The following is a 16,685-nucleotide window of genomic DNA, read 5'->3' as shown; positions in this document are numbered from 1 at the left end:
ATATCCGTTTGCCCCTGGCGCGAAACTACAGGAACATTGGCCTACCCGTCATCCAATGCAAATCGATTCATGCAGAAATGACAATCTATTGCATCTGCAGAAGCGTGTTGTACCGTTCCTGCAAGCCCTGATCAGCCAAGACACGATAACGAGGCCATCCACCGATGATCGCCCAGCTGCCGCCCCGCGCGCCCGCCGCCCAATATCCTGAATTCCTCGAAGCCCTGAAAGGCAGCGGCTTCCGCGGCCAGATCAGCGCCGACTACGCGACTCGCACCGTGCTGGCCACCGACAACTCGATCTACCAGCGCCTGCCCCAGGCCGCGGTATTCCCACTGGATGCCGAGGATGTGGCACGGGTTGCCACGCTGATGGCCGAGCCGCGTTTTCGCGGCATCAAGCTCACCCCGCGCGGCGGTGGTACTGGCACCAACGGCCAGTCGCTGACCGACGGCATCGTCGTCGACCTGTCGCGGCACATGAACAGCATTCTCGAGATCAACGTCGAGGCGCGTTGGGTGCGGGTCCAGGCCGGCGTGGTCAAGGACCAGCTCAACGCCGCGCTCAAGCCCCACGGGCTGTTTTTCGCCCCTGAGCTGTCGACCTCCAACCGTGCCACCGTCGGCGGCATGATCAACACCGACGCCAGCGGCCAGGGCAGTTGCACCTATGGCAAGACCCGTGACCACGTGCTAGAGCTGCACAGCGTGCTGCTCGGCGGCGAGCGCCTGCATAGCCTGCCGATCGACGATGCGGCGCTGGAACAGGCTTGTGCCGCGCCAGGTCGGGTCGGCGAGGTGTACCGCATGGCCCGGGAGATCCAGCAAACCCAGGGCGAGCTGATCGAAAGCACCTTCCCCAGGCTCAATCGCTGCCTGACCGGCTACGACCTCGCGCACCTGCGTGACGAGCAAGGTCGCTTCAACCTCAACAGCGTGCTGTGCGGCGCCGAAGGCTCGCTCGGTTATGTGGTCGAGGCCAAGCTCAATGTGCTGCCGATTCCGAAGTACGCCGTACTGGTCAACGTGCGCTACACCAGCTTCATGGACGCCCTGCGCGACGCCAATGCATTGATGGCGCACAAGCCGTTGTCGATCGAGACCGTCGACTCCAAGGTGCTGATGCTGGCGATGCAGGACATCGTCTGGCACAGCGTCGCCGAGTATTTCCCGGCCGACCCGGGGCGCCCGACCCTGGGCATCAACCTGGTGGAGTTCTGCGGCGACGAGCCGGCCGAGGTCAATGCCCGGGTACAGGCGTTCATCGAGCACCTGCGCAGCGACACCAGCGTCGAGCGCCTGGGCCATACCCTGGCTGAAGGCGCCGAGGCGGTCACGCGCGTCTACACCATGCGCAAGCGTTCGGTGGGCCTGCTGGGCAACGTCGAGGGCGAAGTGCGTCCGCAGCCGTTCGTCGAGGATACCGCGGTACCCCCTGAGCAACTGGCCGACTACATCGCCGATTTTCGCGCCTTGCTCGATGGTTATGGCCTGGCCTACGGCATGTTCGGCCATGTCGACGCCGGCGTGCTGCACGTGCGCCCGGCCCTGGACATGAAGGACCCGGCCCAGGCCGCATTGGTCAAGCCGATCTCCGATGCGGTGGCGGCCTTGACCCAGCGCTATGGTGGCCTGCTCTGGGGGGAGCATGGCAAGGGCCTGCGCTCGGAGTACGTCCCGGCCTATTTCGGTGAGCTGTACCCGGCGTTGCAGCGCTTGAAGGGCGCCTTCGACCCACACAATCAGCTCAACCCCGGCAAGATCTGCACCCCGCCGGACAGCGTCGAAGGCCTGACCCCGGTGGATGGCGTGACCCTGCGTGGCGATCTCGATCGCACGATTGACGAGCGGGTCTGGCAGGACTTCGGCAGCGCCGTGTACTGCAACGGCAACGGTGCCTGCTACAACTACGATCCCAACGACGCCATGTGCCCGTCGTGGAAGGCCACCCGCGAGCGTCAGCACTCGCCCAAGGGGCGTGCCTCGCTGGTGCGCGAATGGCTGCGCCTGCAGGGCGAGGCCGGCATCGATGTGCTGGCGGCGACGCGCAACCGGGTGTCCTGGCTCAAGGGGCTGCCGGCGCGGTTGCGCAACAATCGTGCACGCAACCAGGGACAGGAAGATTTTTCCCATGAGGTCTACGACGCCATGGCCGGCTGTCTGGCGTGCAAGTCGTGCGCCGGGCAGTGCCCGATCAAGGTCAACGTGCCGGACTTCCGCTCGCGCTTCCTCGAGCTGTACCACGGCCGCTACCAGAGGCCGCTGCGTGACTACTTGATCGGCTCGCTGGAGTTCACCATCCCGTATCTGGCCCATGCGCCTGGTCTGTACAACGCGGTGATGGGGTCGAAGTGGGTGGGGCGCCTGCTGGCGGACAAGGTCGGCATGGTCGACAGCCCGTTGATCAGCCGCTTCAACTTCCAGTCGACCCTGACCCGTTGCCGGGTCCAGGTGGCCAGCGTGCCGGCCCTGCGCGAGCTGACCCCGGCGCAGCGCGAGCGCAGCATCGTGCTGGTGCAGGATGCCTTTACCCGCTACTTCGAAACGCCGTTGCTGGCGTCGTTCATCGAGCTGGCCCATCGCCTGGGGCACAAGGTGTTCCTCGCGCCGTACAGTGCCAACGGCAAGCCGTTGCATGTCCAGGGCTTCCTGGGGGCCTTCGCCAAGGCGGCGATTCGCAACGCCACCCAGCTCAAGGCCCTGGCCGACTGCGGCGTGCCGCTGGTGGGGCTGGATCCGGCGATGACCCTGGTGTACCGACAGGAGTACCAGAAGGTCGATGGCCTGGCGGGATGCCCCAAGGTGCTGCTGCCCCAGGAATGGCTGATGGACGTGCTGCCCGAGCAGGTGGCGGCCAAGGCCGAGAGCTTCCGCCTGATGGCCCACTGCACCGAGAAGACCAACGTGCCGGCCAGCACCCGGCAGTGGGAGCAGGTGTTCGCGCGACTGGGGCTGAAACTGGTCACCGAGGCCACAGGCTGCTGCGGCATGTCTGGCACCTATGGGCACGAGGCGCGTAACCAGCAGACCTCGAAGACCATCTTCGAGCAATCCTGGGCGACCAAGCTGGACAAGGAAGGGGAAGCGCTGGCGACCGGCTACTCGTGCCGCAGCCAGGTCAAGCGCATGACCGAGAAGCAGTTGCGTCATCCGCTGGAAGTAGTGTTGCAGTACGCCCAGCGCTGAATGTGCCGGCCATCGCGGGGCAAGCCTGCTCCCACGGCGTATCCCCGTGGGAGCAGGCTTGCCCCGCGATGTTTTCAGGTGGCGCGCAGGCGTTGCGCCTGACGGTACAGGTACAGGCTCAATACCAGTCCGCAAGCCGCTGCCGCAGCGGCGAACAGGAACATCGAGGCGAAGCCGAAGCCCGCCGCCACCGCGCCCACCAGCGGTCCGGTGATGCCCAGCGACAGGTCGATGAACAGTGAATAGGCCCCCACCGCCGCGCCGCGGTTGGCGGCCGACACCTGGTTCACCGCTTCCACGCCCAGCGCCGGAAATACCAGCGAGAAACCGAACCCGCTCAGTGCCGCTCCCGCCAGGGCCAGCTCGGCGCTGGGCGCCAGCCACAGCATCAGCAGCCCCAGGGTTTCCACCGACAGGCAGGCGATCGCCACGCGAAAGCCGCCGATACGGTTGATCAGGTTGCCGAACAGCAGGCGCGCGCTGATGAAGCTGGCGCCGAACAGGCTCAGGGTCAGTGCGGCGTTGGGCCAGTCGCGGCTGGCGTAGTACAAGGTGATGAAGGTGGCGATGGTGCCAAAGCCGATCGAGCCCAGGGCCAGCCCCGAGCCGTGGGGGAACACTTTGCCCAGCACCCGTAGGAAAGGCAGGCGCACGCCGGCCACCACGGGGGCGGCACGCTTGGGCCAGGCCAGCAGCAGGCCGAGCACGCCGAGCAGGATGATGCTCGCGCCCATGGCCCACAAGCCCAGTGCCTTGACCATCAGCACCCCCAGCGGCGCACCGATGGCCAGTGCGCCATAACTGGCGATGCCGTTCCAGGAAATGACCTTGGCGGTGTTGTCTGCGCCGACCCGGCCGATCCCCCAGCCGATCGACCCCGACCCCACCAGGCTTTCGGCGCTGCCCAGCACCAGGCGGCCGACCAGCAGGCAGGCCAGGCTCAGCGCCGGCAGGTGGGTGAGGAAGCTGCAGGCAAGCATGAACACGCCGCTCAGGCCGCAACCGGCGAGGCCCCACATGACGGCCTTCTTGCTGCCGAGGTTGTCGATGATGCGGCTGGCGGTCGGGCGGCTGAGCAGGGTGGCCAGGTACTGGACGCTGATCACCAGGCCGGCGATCACGGCGCTGAAGCCCAGGTCGTTGTGCACGTAGCCGGGCAGCACGGCGAGGGGAATGCCGATATTCAGGTAGCCGATGAAGGTGAAGAGCACGATGGAGACGACTTGCAGGGTGACTGCAAAGGGGCGGGGTGACTCGGGCATGGGGTCCTTCGGCGGGTCGGGGTTCTTGACGGTGTGAAAACGCGATGACGGGGAGGTTCCCGCAGGTCAGCCGTTTTCACACTGTCGGATGTGCGCGGGTTATTCCTGGTCGGCGCTGGATTGATCGTCACCGTCCTGCTCGACGGCAGGCGCCGGTTCGGCGTGGGCGGCAACGGATTGCTCTTCGGGGTTCAGGCTTGGGAAGGGAAGATTCGGGATTTCATGCATCTCGTCGTTCCTCGCAAGTGTGAGTGAAAAGACTGCGCCAGGCGCGTGAGGGGCTTCGAAAAGCTGGGGCAGGATACAGCAGTCTGGATGACAGTTTGAGATTTTTCCGGACACTGGTCGGTTTTAACGGGTGGATATCCGCCAGGGATGTGCCGGTAGGGCGCGTGGATGCGGACGTTGGAAAAGGGTGTGGGAGCGGGCCTGCCCCACACCCTTTTCCACGCCGCCTCGGCCAGATCTCAGCGACAGACGTCGGCGATGGCCGCAGCCAGTTGCTCCAGGCGTTGGGCATCCGCGCCGGCGATGTTCGCCCGGCCGGTGCCGACCATGTACACACTGTGCCGTTCGCGCAGCAGGCGTACCTGCTCCGGGTTCAGTCCGGTGTAGGAGAACATCCCGCGTTGCTCGGCAATGTGCGCGAAGCGCTCGGCCAGGCCGTGTGGCTCAAGGGCCTGGACCAGCCCCTGGCGCAGCTCGGCGATGCGTTGGCGCATGGCGTCGACCTCTTCGTGCCACAGCGCCTTGAGCGCGGCGTCGCCGAGAATCTCGGCCACTACCGCGGCGCCGTGGTCCGGCGGGGTCGACCACAGGTTGCGCGCGAGCAGTGCCAGCTGGCTGCGTACATCCTGCAGCTTTTCACTGTCGTGGCTGCATACCAGCAGGGCGCCAGTGCGGTCGCGGTACAGGCCGAAGTTCTTCGAGCACGAACTGGTGATCAGCAGCTCCGGCAGTTCGGCGGCGAACAGCCGTACCGCCCAGGCGTCCTCTTCCAGGCCATCGCCGAAGCCCTGGTAGGCGAAGTCGATCAGCGGCAGCAGGTTGCGTCGCTTGACGATCTCCAGCACCGCGCGCCAGTCGTCCTGGCTCAGGTCGAAGCCGGTGGGGTTGTGGCAGCAGGCGTGCAACAGCACTACATCGCCCTGCGGCGCCTGTTCCAGGGCGGCCAGCATGCCGTCGACGTCAAGCCGGTTGTCCGCGCCCACATAGGGATAGTGGGACACTTTCAGGCCGGCGCCAGCGAAGATCGTCTCGTGGATCGGCCAGGTCGGGTCGCTCAGCCACAGGCCGCGTCCCGGCAGGCAATGGGCGATGAACTCCGCCGCCAGGCGCAGGGCGCCAGTGCCGCCCGGGGTCTGGGTGGCACCGGCACGCTGGCTGGCCAGCAGCGGTGAGGCGCTGCCCAGCACCAGTTCGCCGATCAGGCGACCGAAGGTCGCATCTCCGTGGCCGCCGACATAGCTCTTGGTGGCCTGGCGCTCGACCAGGCGCTGCTCGGCCTGCTTGACCGCCGCGGGGATCGGCGTCAGGCCCTGGGCGTCCTTGAATACGCCGACACCCAAGTCGAACTTGGCCGGGCTGGCATCGCGGGCATAGGCCTCCATCAGGCCGAGGATCGGGTCGCCAGGGACCCGTCCGATGGCCGCGAAGTGCATCACTTGCGCCCTTCGGCGGTCTTGGCGACTTCGTCGGTGCGGGCGCACATGATGAAGTCGTTGCGGTGCAGGCCCTTGATCGAGTGGCTCCACCAGGTCACGGTGACCTTGCCCCACTCGGTCAGCAGGCCTGGGTGGTGGCCTTCGGCCTCGGCGATTTCGCCGATGGCGTTGGTGAAGGCCAGGGCATGCTTGAAGTTCTTGAACAGGAAGACGCGCTCGAGCTCCATGTGGCCGTCGCGGACTTCGATGTTCCAGTCCGGAATTTCGCGGATCAGCACCGCCAGTTCATCGTCGGTGACTTTCGGCGCATCGGCGCGGCAGGCTTCGCAGTGGGCTTGGTTCAAGGCATTCATGGGTGTTTTCCGATTTGAGTTGTTATCGACAGGGCGGCTCAGGCGGCTACCTTGGGTGGAAACTTCGGGGCGTGCAGGCCCAGCTGCATGGCCTGGTGGACCATGGCCATGATGTCTTCGTGGGCCAGGTCGAACAGGCGCTTCATGTTCGGCAGGACGAAGTACACGGGCTGCAGGATATCGATGCGGTACGGCGTGCGCATGGCTTCGATCGGGTCGAAGGCCTGGTGCTCGGGCTCGTCGGACAGGCTGTAGACGGTTTCCTTCGGCGAGGAGAGGATGCCGCCGCCGTAGATCTTGCGACCTTGCGCGGTTTCCATCAGGCCGAACTCGATGGTCATCCAGTACAGGCGCGCCAGGTAGACGCGTTGTTCCTTGGTGGCGGCCAGGCCGAGCTTGCCGTAGGTGTGGGTGAATTCGGCGAACCAGGGGTTGGTCAGCAGTGGGCAGTGGCCGAAGATCTCATGGAAGATGTCGGGCTCTTGCAGGTAGTCCAGTTCTTCCGGGGTGCGGATGAAGGTGGCGACCGGGAAGCGCTTGCTGGCCAGCAGTTCGAAGAAGGTCTGGAACGGGATCAGTGCCGGTACGCGGGCGACCTGCCAGCCGGTGGTGGCGCCAAGCACTTTGTTGACTTCGCCCAGTTGCGGGATGCGGTCATGGGGCAGCTTGAGCTGCTCGATGCCGTCGAGGTATTCCTGGCACGCCCGGCCTTCGATGACTTTCATCTGGCGAGTGATCAGGGTGTTCCATACCGCGTGCTCTTGTTGCGGGTAATCGATGAAACCCTGGGCATCGGGCTCGCGGGCCACGTATTGCGTCTGTTTCATGTGGCTCTCCTGGTGAGGGCGTTCTTGTTATGTTCAGGACATGCCTTAGGAATATCCCTGCCTTCGCCGTTTTGCACGGGGTGGGGGATGCTGCGTGGAGGTCCGTTCGCCCGAGATTTGTAACGATTATTTTACAAAATACCCGCCATGCCGGAAAATCACCGTCATCCGGCTGGCCTGAAGGGTCTTTTTGTCAGCTTATCTTTACGACTTTTCTGTGCGACGGTGAAAAAACTGCCGCGCTTCGAGAGCTTTCATGCGTATCAAAGTGCACTGCCAGAACCGTATCGGGATTCTGCGCGACATCCTCAACCTGTTGGTGGAGTACGGCATCAACGTGCTGCGTGGCGAGGTGGGCGGCGATCACGGCAACGCCATCTACCTGCACTGCCCGAACCTGATCAACCTGCAGTTCCAGGCGTTGCGGCCGAAGTTCGAGTCGATCGCCGGGGTGTTCGGGGTCAAGCGGGTCGGGCTGATGCCCAGCGAGCGGCGGCACATGGAGCTCAACGCCTTGCTCGGCGCGCTGGATTTTCCGGTGCTGTCGATCGACATGGGTGGCAGCATCGTCGCCGCCAACCGTGGCGCGGCGCAGTTGCTGGGGGTGCGGGTCGACGAGGTGCCGGGCATTCCGCTGTCGCGCTATGTCGAGGACTTCGACCTGCCGGAACTGGTGCGGGCCAACAAGTCGCGAATCAATGGCCTGCGGGTCAAGGTCAAGGGTGATGTGTTCCTGGCCGATATCGCGCCGCTGCAGTCGGAGCACGATGACAGCGAAGCGCTGGCCGGTGCGGTGTTGACCTTGCATCGCGCCGATCGCATCGGCGAGCGCATCTATAACGTGCGCAAGCAGGAATTGCGTGGTTTCGACAGCATCTTCCAGAGTTCGCGGGTGATGGCGGCAGTGGTGCGCGAGGCGCGGCGCATGGCGCCGCTGGACGCGCCACTGCTGATCGAGGGCGAGACCGGTACTGGCAAGGAGCTGCTGGCCCGCGCCTGCCACCTGGCCAGCCCGCGAGGCCAGGCCCCGCTGATGGCGCTCAACTGCGCCGGCTTGCCGGAGTCGATGGCCGAGACCGAGTTGTTCGGCTATGGCCCGGGGGCGTTCGAGGGCGCGCGGGTCGAGGGCAAGCTCGGGCTGCTGGAGCTGACCGCCGGCGGTACGTTGTTCCTCGACGGGGTGGGGGAGATGAGTCCGCGCCTGCAGGTCAAGCTGTTGCGCTTCCTGCAGGACGGCTGCTTCCGCCGGGTCGGCAGTGACGAGGAGGTCTATCTGGATGTGCGGGTGATCTGTGCGACCCAGGTCGATTTGTCGGAACTGTGCGCCCGCGGTGAATTCCGCCAGGACCTGTACCATCGCCTCAACGTGTTGTCGTTGCACATTCCGCCGCTGCGCGAGTGCATGGATGGCCTGGAAGGGCTGGTGCAGCATTTTCTCGACCAGGCCAGCCGACAGATCGGTTGCCCGATGCCGCGTCTGGCATCTTCGGCGATGGACAAGTTGAGCCAATATCATTGGCCGGGCAATGTGCGGCAACTGGAGAACGTATTGTTCCAGGCCGTTTCATTATGCGAGGGCGGGGTGGTGAAGAGCGAACATATCCGTTTGCCGGATTATGGTGTGCGCCAGCCGTTGGGTGAGTTTTCCCTGGACGGCGATCTTTCGCAGATTGTCGGGCGCTTTGAAAAGGCGGTGCTGGAAAGTTTGATGGGCGAGTTTCCAAGTAGTCGTGCGCTGGGAAAAAGACTGGGTGTGTCGCACACGACCATTGCCAACAAGTTGCGTGATTACGCACTTGGCAAATCAACTGAATAACGACGAAAGTCGGGCTGGAAACATCGCGGGGCAAGCCCGCTCCCATTTTGTCCGGTGGGAGCGGGCTTGCCCCGCGAAGGTGTCTAGTCAGGTATCAGCCGTTGGAGCAGCCGTTCCCCATCACGCGGTATTCGAGAATGTGCTTCTGGCCCTGGGAGTCCTCGTAGGTCATACGGGCGGGCACTACTTCGCAGACGTTTGGAACTTCGCTCATGGACAGAACGCGGGCGATGTCCAAGTGTTGCGAGTAACTGTACTGTTCAACCGGAATCTGCTCGGCATCTTTTGCTTCGCCGGCCAGTGCCGCGCCGCAAAAACCGCCAAGTGCCAATACCAGTAAAGCTTTCATTTTCTTTTTACCTGTCTAAGGTCGTGAGGGGGGCACGCGGCGCTTGTGGCGCCGCGAGTACAGCTAGTTTTAACTATCAGGATCAGATGCGGATTAACGTTGCCTTCGTGGGGGTAGTTGCCAAGTTAATCGCGTTGCCGTTGCTGGCGAGGTGAATTTTATGGGGGGAGGCACGGCTGAAACAGAGTGGGTTTTGATAAAGTCTTTTGACAGAATCTGTAACAATCCCCTGGCAAACTGCCATTTTCTCCCCTCTGGATCGCGCTGTGCTGCGCGCTAGAGCGGTTGCTTGAAAAAGACGGGATTGCCCGCCCTCACGTTACTACCAACGTCGAATGGTTTTTTGCGCTCTGGTACAGTTACAAACGGTTCCATACAAAAACAACTATTACACCGAGGTAACACAGATGAGTGCGGCTCCACTGTATCCCGTTCGTCCCGAGGTTGCGGCCAGTACCCTGACCGACGAGGCCACCTACAAGGCCATGTACCAGCAATCGGTGATCAACCCGGACGGCTTCTGGCGCGAGCAGGCCCAGCGCCTGGACTGGATCAAGCCCTTCACCAAGGTCAAGCAGACCTCGTTCGACGACCACCATGTCGACATCAAGTGGTTCGCCGACGGCACTCTCAACGTTTCCTACAACTGCCTGGATCGTCACCTGGAAACCCGTGGCGACCAGTTGGCGATCATCTGGGAAGGCGACGATCCTTCCGAGCACCGCAACATCACCTACCGCGAGCTCCATGAGCAGGTCTGCAAGTTCGCCAACGCCCTGCGTGGCCAGGACGTGCACCGGGGTGACGTAGTCACCATCTATATGCCGATGATCCCCGAAGCCGTGGTGGCCATGCTGGCCTGTGCGCGGATCGGCGCGATCCACTCGGTGGTGTTCGGGGGCTTCTCGCCGGAGGCCTTGGCCGGGCGCATCATCGACTGCAAGTCCAAGGTGGTGATCACGGCCGACGAAGGCCTGCGCGGCGGTCGCCGTACCCCGCTCAAGGCCAATGTCGACCTGGCCCTGACCAACCCTGAAACCAGCAGCGTGCAGAAGATCATCGTGTGCAAGCGCACCGGTGGCGACATCGCCTGGCACCAGCACCGCGATATCTGGTTCGAGGACCTGATGAAGGTCGCCTCCAGCCACTGCGCGCCAAAGGAGATGGGGGCCGAGGAGCCGCTGTTCATCCTTTATACCTCCGGCTCCACCGGCAAGCCGAAGGGTGTGCTGCACACCACCGGTGGCTACCTGGTCTATGCCGCGCTGACCCACGAGCGTGTGTTCGACTACCGCCCGGGCGAGGTCTACTGGTGCACCGCCGACGTCGGCTGGGTCACCGGGCACAGCTACATCGTCTACGGCCCGCTGGCCAATGGCGCGACCACGCTGCTGTTCGAGGGCGTGCCGAATTACCCTGATATCACCCGTGTGTCGAAGATCATCGACAAGCACAAGGTCAACATCCTCTATACCGCGCCGACCGCCATTCGCGCCATGATGGCCGAGGGCGAGGCCGCGGTGGTCGGGGCCGATGGCTCGAGCCTGCGCCTGTTGGGTTCGGTGGGCGAGCCGATCAACCCAGAGGCCTGGAACTGGTACTACAAGACCGTCGGCAAGGAGCGTTGTCCGATCGTCGACACCTGGTGGCAGACCGAGACCGGCGGCATCCTGATCAGCCCGCTGCCGGGCGCCACTGGCCTCAAGCCGGGTTCGGCGACCCGTCCGTTCTTCGGCGTGGTGCCGGCACTGGTGGACAACCTGGGCAACCTGATCGAGGGCGCTGCAGAGGGCAACCTGGTGATCCTCGATTCCTGGCCGGGGCAGTCGCGTTCGTTGTATGGCGATCACGACCGGTTCGTCGACACCTACTTCAAGACCTTCCGTGGCATGTACTTCACCGGCGATGGCGCGCGTCGCGATGAGGATGGCTACTACTGGATCACCGGCCGCGTGGATGACGTGCTCAACGTGTCCGGCCATCGCATGGGGACCGCCGAGATCGAAAGCGCCATGGTCGCCCACTCGAAGGTCGCCGAGGCGGCGGTGGTCGGCGTGCCGCACGATATCAAGGGGCAGGGCATCTATGTCTATGTCACCCTCAACGCTGGCGAGGAGTCGAGCGAGCAGTTGCGTCAGGAATTGAAGAACTGGGTGCGCAAGGAGATCGGGCCGATCGCCTCGCCGGACGTGATCCAGTGGGCGCCGGGGCTGCCGAAGACGCGCTCGGGCAAGATCATGCGTCGCATCCTGCGCAAGATCGCTACAGGCGAGTACGATGCGCTCGGCGATATTTCCACCCTGGCCGACCCTGGCGTGGTGCAGCACCTGATCGACACTCACAAGGCCATGAGCCTGGCTTCGGCCTGAGTCGGGCTGACTGCAGGGCAGACTAGCCCTGCGAGGTGACGTCAAACTGAAGCCCCGCCGGTATCCGGCGGGGCTTTTCTTTGTCGGAGAACTGTTACTCCGACATTCATCGGTAACCGTGGCTGTCACCGGTTTCGCACAGAAGCGGGGCTTGCGGAAACATTCATGTGCGCTTTTGGGGCGTTTCTGCGAGCATTTTATGCATCGCGGCACGCTGCGCTTGCCGGAGTACAAGGCTTTGCCAATAATAGGCCCGGTTATTGCTTTGGATATAGGTTATTTCTATTTTGCTCTTGCATAATCCGTGAGAGCTGTCAATATCGCCCGCCGCGGTTCCAGGCGCTTCTGTAACTAGTTGTCGCTTTGAAGAAATATCGACTACCGGGCTGTCGCTAAAATGCCACTCACTCGCTCGTGGTCTGCGACCTTGGTCGAACCCTGCGCGGCTCGCGTTGAACCCATTCGCATATCGGGCAGCCGTTACAACTGCCTTGTATTGCCCCGTACCGATGGAGTTACCTGATGAAGAAGCTCGCACTGCTTGGCGCCCTGGCGCTTTCCGTGTTTTCCCTGGTGTCGCAGGCCGATGAGAAACCGTTGAAGATCGGTATCGAGGCTGCCTACCCACCCTTCGCCTTCAAGCAACCCGACGGCAGCATCGCCGGCTTCGACTACGACATCGGCAACGCCCTGTGCGAACAGATGAAGGCCAAGTGCACCTGGGTCGAGCAGGAGTTCGATGGTCTGATCCCCGCGCTGAAAGTGCGCAAGATCGACGCCATCCTGTCGTCCATGTCGATCACCGACGATCGCAAGAAGTCGGTCGACTTCACCAAGCGCTACTACCTGACCCCGGCCCGCCTGGTGATGAAGGAAGGCACTGTCGTCAGCGAGAGCCTCGACGAGCTCAAGGGCAAGAAGATCGGCGTGCAGCGCGGCTCGATCCATGACCGCTTCGCCAAGGAAGTCCTGGCGCCCAAAGGTGCCACCGTCGTGCCTTACGGCACCCAGAACGAAATCTACCTCGATGTCGCTGCCGGTCGCCTGGACGGTACCGTCGCCGATGCCACCCTACTGGAAGACGGTTTCCTGAAGACCGACGCCGGCAAGGGCTTCGCCTTCGTCGGCCCGTCGTTCACCGACACCAAGTACTTCGGTGACGGCGTCGGCATCGCCGTGCGCAAGGGCGACAAGGCCAACACCGACCGCATCAACGCGGCGATCGACGCGATCCGCGCCAACGGCAAGTACAAAGAGATCGAGAAGAAGTACTTCAACTTCGATATCTACGGCCCTGACGCCAACTAAGACATCGAGTTTCACCTGTGCAATGGTGCAAACAGCAGAATCGCTGAGGTTTGCACCATTTTTCATTCCCAAGCCCTGAGGAATCCCAATCATGTTGAAAGGCTATGGGGCAGTCATCCTCGACGGGGCGTGGCTGACGCTACAGCTCGCCTTGTCGTCGATGGCCCTGGCCATCGTCCTCGGTCTGATCGGCGTGGCGCTGCGTTTGTCGCCAGTGCGCTGGTTGGCCTGGCTGGGGGATCTGTATTCCACGGTCATCCGTGGCATCCCCGACCTGGTCCTGATCCTGCTGATCTTCTACGGCGGCCAGGACATCATCAACCGGGTGGCGCCGCTGCTCGGCTATGACGACTACATCGACCTGAATCCGCTGGCGGCCGGTATCGGTACCCTGGGCTTCATCTTCGGCGCGTACCTGTCGGAAACCTTCCGTGGTGCCTTCCTCGGTATCCCCAAGGGCCAGGCCGAGGCCGGTGCCGCCTATGGCATGAGTGGCGTCCAGGTGTTCTTCCGCATCATGGTGCCGCAGATGATCCGCCTGGCGATCCCTGGCTTCACCAACAACTGGCTGGTGCTGACCAAGGCCACTGCACTGATCTCGGTGGTCGGCCTGCAGGACATGATGTTCAAGGCCAAGCAGGCGGCTGACGCCACCCGCGAACCGTTCACCTTCTTCCTGGCGGTGGCGGCCCTGTACCTGGTGCTGACCAGCGTCTCGCTGCTGGCCCTGAAGTATCTCGAGAAACGCTACTCGGTGGGTGTGAAGGTGGCTGAACTATGATCTTCGACTACAACGTCATCTGGGAGGCCATGCCACTGTATCTGGGCGGCCTGCTGACCACCCTCAAGCTGTTGGCGCTGTCGCTGTTCTTCGGCCTGCTGGCGGCGATTCCGCTGGGCCTGATGCGGGTCTCCAAGCAGCCGCTGGTGAACCTGACCGCCTGGCTGTACACCTACGTGATTCGCGGCACGCCGATGCTCGTGCAACTGTTCCTGATCTATTACGGCCTGGCCCAGTTCGAGGCGGTGCGCGAAAGCTTCCTGTGGCCATGGCTGTCGAGCGCGACCTTCTGCGCCTGCCTGGCCTTCGCCGTCAACACCAGTGCCTACACCGCCGAGATCATCGCCGGCAGCCTCAAGGCCACGCCCCATGGCGAGATCGAGGCGGCCAAGGCGATCGGCATGTCGCGCATGAAGATGTACCGTCGCATCCTGCTGCCGTCGGCCCTGCGCCGGGCGCTGCCGCAGTACAGCAACGAAGTGATCATGATGCTGCAGACCACCAGCCTGGCGTCGATCGTCACCCTGATCGACATCACCGGCGCCGCGCGCACGGTCAATGCCCAGTACTACCTGCCTTTCGAGGCCTATATCACGGCGGGCGTGTTCTACCTGTGCCTGACCTTCATCCTCGTGCGCCTGTTCAAGATGGCCGAACGCCGCTGGCTCGGCTACCTGGCGCCGCGCAAGCACTGAACGCTCTGTGAGAACCGACAGCATGTACAAACTCCAAATCCAAGACCTGCACAAGCGCTACGGCAGCCATGAGGTGCTCAAGGGTGTCTCGCTCGAAGCCAAGGCAGGCGACGTGATCAGCATCATCGGCTCCAGCGGTTCGGGCAAATCGACCTTCCTGCGCTGCATCAACCTGCTCGAGCAACCGCATGCCGGCAAGATCCTGCTCAACAACGAAGAGCTCAAACTGGTGGCGGGCAAGGACGGCGCGCTCAAGGCGGCCGATCCGAAGCAGTTGCAGCGCATGCGCTCGCGGCTGTCGATGGTGTTCCAGCACTTCAACCTGTGGTCGCACATGACCGCGCTGGAAAACATCATCGAGGCGCCGGTGCATGTGCTGGGCGTGAACCGCAAGGAGGCGCTGGAAAAGGCCGAGCACTACCTGGCCAAGGTCGGCGTGGCGCACCGCAAGGATGCCTTCCCCGGGCACATGTCCGGTGGCGAGCAGCAGCGGGTGGCGATCGCCCGCGCCCTGGCCATGGAGCCCGAGGTGATGCTGTTCGACGAGCCGACCTCGGCGCTGGATCCCGAGCTGGTGGGCGACGTGCTCAAGGTCATGCAGTCGCTGGCCCAGGAAGGCCGCACGATGGTGGTGGTCACTCACGAAATGGGCTTCGCCCGCGAGGTGTCCAACCAGCTGGTGTTCCTGCACAAGGGCCTGGTGGAAGAGCGTGGCTGCCCGCGCGAGGTGCTGGTCAATCCGCAGTCCGAGCGTCTCAAGCAGTTCCTTTCCGGCAGCCTCAAGTAATCGCTGCACTTTTGCACCAGAATGGGGCATGCTGCCCAACCCATGCAGCATGCCCGGCGCCATGAGCGCGAACCTTCCTCTCCAGGTTTCGGACCACGCCCTATGACCACCCAGCGAATCGGATTTCTCATCTGGCCCAGCACCAAACCGTTGACCCTGGCGTTGGCGGAAGAGGTGTTGCAGGTGGCACAGCGGGTGCATCCGGACGTGGTCTACAGCTTGTCGTACCTGCAGGCCGAAGTTGGCCAGGAGGGGAGCTGGCGCCTGCCGGGCGAGCCTTGGAACGGTCGCCTGGAGGGTTGTCACAAGTTGTTCCTGCTCGCCGATGAACCGCCGGCGGCCATCGGTCCGGCACTGTCGGCGGCGCTCAAGCAACTGGCCCGTGGCGGCTGCATGATCGGCGGCCTGTCCGCCGGCGTGTACCCGTTGGCGGCGCTGGGCTTGCTCGACGGTTATCGGGCTGCGGTGCACTGGCGCTGGCAGGATGATTTCGCCGAGCGCTTCCCCAAGGTGATTGCCACCAGTCATCTGTTCGACTGGGACCGTGACCGCCTGACCACCTGTGGCGGCATGGCGACGACCGATCTGCTGCTGGCGGTGCTGGCGCGCGACCACGGGGCCGAACTGGCGGGCGCGGTGTCCGAGGAACTGGTGGTCGAGCGTATTCGCGAAGGCGGTGAGCGTCAGCGTATCCCGTTGCAGAATCGCCTGGGCTCCAGCCATCCCAAGCTGACCCAGGCGGTATTGCTGATGGAGGCCAACATCGAAGAGCCGCTGACCACCGACGAGATCGCCCAGCATGTGTGCGTGTCCCGGCGTCAGCTGGAGCGGATCTTCAAGCAGTACCTCAATCGCGTTCCCAGCCAGTACTACCTGGAGCTGCGTTTGAACAAGGCGCGGCAGATGCTGATGCAGACCAGCAAGTCGATCATCCAGATCGGCCTGTCCTGCGGTTTTTCCTCCGGGCCGCACTTCTCCAGTGCGTACCGTAATTTCTTTGGCGCCACGCCACGCGAGGATCGCAACCAGCGGCGCAGCAGCAGCCCGTTCGAACTGAGCTCGACGCCTGCCGAGAAAGGCTGACGGCGCCTGTCGATCCTCTGTGGGAGCGGCCTTGTGTCGCGAAAGGGCTGCGCAGCGGCCCCCGTTGCCCGTAGGGCGCGGCGCAAAGTCCGGGCCCACTTCGCGCCCCTTTCGCGAGACAAGGCCGCTCTTGCAGGAGAACGATACGTGCGGCATTGCGTGAACATCCGTTCACCGGCTTGTGCTCTGCCGTTACACTGCGCGAT

14 protein-coding genes are annotated in these 16,685 nt (G+C 63.5%); 8 read left to right on the top strand and 6 right to left on the bottom strand.

Going from position 1 to position 16,685, the window contains the following annotated elements; all coding sequences use genetic code 11:
- Positions 1-164: 164 nt before the first annotated feature.
- Entirely contained in the window at positions 165-3,185 is a 3,021-nt protein-coding gene (gene ydiJ / locus F3J43_RS02795) for a D-2-hydroxyglutarate dehydrogenase YdiJ (RefSeq protein WP_166883294.1), read from the top strand.
- 74 nt (positions 3,186-3,259) lie between these two features.
- Here the strand turns inward: ydiJ and F3J43_RS02790 are convergent, their stop codons facing one another.
- The 5 genes from F3J43_RS02790 to phhA all read right to left on the bottom strand — a co-directional run bounded on the left by F3J43_RS02790 (position 3,260) and on the right by phhA (position 7,291).
- Positions 3,260-4,447, bottom strand: coding sequence for an MFS transporter (locus F3J43_RS02790; RefSeq protein WP_166883293.1), 1,188 nt, complete (start codon positions 4,445-4,447; stop codon positions 3,260-3,262).
- Positions 4,448-4,546: 99 nt separating this feature from the next.
- Positions 4,547-4,675 (bottom strand): hypothetical protein, encoded by a 129-nt coding sequence (locus tag F3J43_RS23965; protein ID WP_286184324.1) that lies wholly within the window; start codon positions 4,673-4,675, stop codon positions 4,547-4,549.
- A 239-nt stretch (positions 4,676-4,914) separates the two neighbouring features.
- Positions 4,915-6,108, bottom strand: a complete 1,194-nt coding sequence (locus F3J43_RS02785; RefSeq protein ID WP_166883292.1) for an amino acid aminotransferase — start codon at positions 6,106-6,108, stop codon at positions 4,915-4,917.
- Complete coding sequence (locus F3J43_RS02780; RefSeq protein ID WP_166883291.1) at positions 6,108-6,464, bottom strand: 4a-hydroxytetrahydrobiopterin dehydratase; 357 nt, start codon at positions 6,462-6,464, stop codon at positions 6,108-6,110. Before F3J43_RS02780 ends, F3J43_RS02785 begins: the two co-directional genes overlap by 1 nt.
- 38 nt (positions 6,465-6,502) lie before the next feature.
- The gene (gene phhA, locus F3J43_RS02775; protein ID WP_166883290.1) at positions 6,503-7,291 is read right to left on the bottom strand and encodes a phenylalanine 4-monooxygenase; all 789 of its coding nucleotides are present in this window, start codon (positions 7,289-7,291) and stop codon (positions 6,503-6,505) included.
- Positions 7,292-7,547: 256 nt separating this feature from the next.
- On the opposite strand from phhA, the gene F3J43_RS02770 reads away from it, so the two are divergent.
- Entirely contained in the window at positions 7,548-9,107 is a 1,560-nt protein-coding gene (locus F3J43_RS02770; RefSeq protein ID WP_166883289.1) for a sigma-54-dependent transcriptional regulator, read from the top strand.
- Positions 9,108-9,201: 94 nt separating this feature from the next.
- On the opposite strand, the gene F3J43_RS02765 is transcribed toward F3J43_RS02770, so the two are convergent.
- A complete protein-coding gene (locus tag F3J43_RS02765; RefSeq protein WP_166883288.1) occupies positions 9,202-9,456 on the bottom strand; it encodes a DUF2790 domain-containing protein in 255 nt (84 codons plus the stop codon).
- Between the two features lie 407 nt (positions 9,457-9,863).
- Between F3J43_RS02765 and acs the strand changes: the two genes are divergently transcribed.
- The 6 genes from acs (at position 9,864) to argR (ending at position 16,479) form a co-directional block, all read left to right on the top strand.
- A complete protein-coding gene (gene acs / locus F3J43_RS02760) occupies positions 9,864-11,825 on the top strand; it encodes an acetate--CoA ligase (RefSeq protein ID WP_166883287.1) in 1,962 nt (653 codons plus the stop codon).
- Between the two features lie 522 nt (positions 11,826-12,347).
- On the top strand, positions 12,348-13,133 hold the full coding sequence (aotJ, locus tag F3J43_RS02755) for an L-arginine-binding protein AotJ (RefSeq protein ID WP_166883286.1): 786 nt from the start codon (positions 12,348-12,350) through the stop codon (positions 13,131-13,133).
- Between the two features lie 91 nt (positions 13,134-13,224).
- Positions 13,225-13,914 (top strand): ABC transporter permease, encoded by a 690-nt coding sequence (locus tag F3J43_RS02750; RefSeq protein WP_166883285.1) that lies wholly within the window; start codon positions 13,225-13,227, stop codon positions 13,912-13,914.
- On the top strand, positions 13,911-14,609 hold the full coding sequence (locus tag F3J43_RS02745; protein ID WP_166883284.1) for an ABC transporter permease: 699 nt from the start codon (positions 13,911-13,913) through the stop codon (positions 14,607-14,609). The genes F3J43_RS02750 and F3J43_RS02745 overlap by 4 nt, the downstream gene beginning before the upstream one ends.
- A 22-nt stretch (positions 14,610-14,631) precedes the next feature.
- The gene (locus F3J43_RS02740; RefSeq protein WP_166883283.1) at positions 14,632-15,396 is read left to right on the top strand and encodes an ABC transporter ATP-binding protein; all 765 of its coding nucleotides are present in this window, start codon (positions 14,632-14,634) and stop codon (positions 15,394-15,396) included.
- A gap of 102 nt (positions 15,397-15,498) precedes the next feature.
- Entirely contained in the window at positions 15,499-16,479 is a 981-nt protein-coding gene (argR, locus tag F3J43_RS02735) for a transcriptional regulator ArgR (protein WP_166883282.1), read from the top strand.
- Positions 16,480-16,685 lie beyond the last annotated feature (206 nt).

Origin of the sequence: Pantoea sp. Cy-639 (assembly GCF_011752525.1) — a bacterium.
Taxonomy (GTDB): Bacteria; Pseudomonadota; Gammaproteobacteria; order Pseudomonadales; family Pseudomonadaceae; genus Aquipseudomonas.
The sequence above is the reverse complement of the archived record's forward strand: the minus strand, read 5'-3'. Positions and strand labels throughout refer to the sequence as shown.

What these genes read in the sequence shown, in the direction of transcription:
- ydiJ (WP_166883294.1), top strand. Translation starts at nt 165, where the DNA reads ATGATCGCCCAGCTGCCGCCCCGCGCGCCCGCCGCCCAATATCCTGAA.
- F3J43_RS02790 (WP_166883293.1), bottom strand. Translation starts at nt 4,447, where the DNA reads ATGCCCGAGTCACCCCGCCCCTTTGCAGTCACCCTGCAAGTCGTCTCC.
- F3J43_RS23965 (WP_286184324.1), bottom strand. Translation starts at nt 4,675, where the DNA reads ATGCATGAAATCCCGAATCTTCCCTTCCCAAGCCTGAACCCCGAAGAG.
- F3J43_RS02785 (WP_166883292.1), bottom strand. Translation starts at nt 6,108, where the DNA reads ATGCACTTCGCGGCCATCGGACGGGTCCCTGGCGACCCGATCCTCGGC.
- F3J43_RS02780 (WP_166883291.1), bottom strand. Translation starts at nt 6,464, where the DNA reads ATGAATGCCTTGAACCAAGCCCACTGCGAAGCCTGCCGCGCCGATGCG.
- phhA (WP_166883290.1), bottom strand. Translation starts at nt 7,291, where the DNA reads ATGAAACAGACGCAATACGTGGCCCGCGAGCCCGATGCCCAGGGTTTC.
- F3J43_RS02770 (WP_166883289.1), top strand. Translation starts at nt 7,548, where the DNA reads ATGCGTATCAAAGTGCACTGCCAGAACCGTATCGGGATTCTGCGCGAC.
- F3J43_RS02765 (WP_166883288.1), bottom strand. Translation starts at nt 9,456, where the DNA reads ATGAAAGCTTTACTGGTATTGGCACTTGGCGGTTTTTGCGGCGCGGCA.
- acs (WP_166883287.1), top strand. Translation starts at nt 9,864, where the DNA reads ATGAGTGCGGCTCCACTGTATCCCGTTCGTCCCGAGGTTGCGGCCAGT.
- aotJ (WP_166883286.1), top strand. Translation starts at nt 12,348, where the DNA reads ATGAAGAAGCTCGCACTGCTTGGCGCCCTGGCGCTTTCCGTGTTTTCC.
- F3J43_RS02750 (WP_166883285.1), top strand. Translation starts at nt 13,225, where the DNA reads ATGTTGAAAGGCTATGGGGCAGTCATCCTCGACGGGGCGTGGCTGACG.
- F3J43_RS02745 (WP_166883284.1), top strand. Translation starts at nt 13,911, where the DNA reads ATGATCTTCGACTACAACGTCATCTGGGAGGCCATGCCACTGTATCTG.
- F3J43_RS02740 (WP_166883283.1), top strand. Translation starts at nt 14,632, where the DNA reads ATGTACAAACTCCAAATCCAAGACCTGCACAAGCGCTACGGCAGCCAT.
- argR (WP_166883282.1), top strand. Translation starts at nt 15,499, where the DNA reads ATGACCACCCAGCGAATCGGATTTCTCATCTGGCCCAGCACCAAACCG.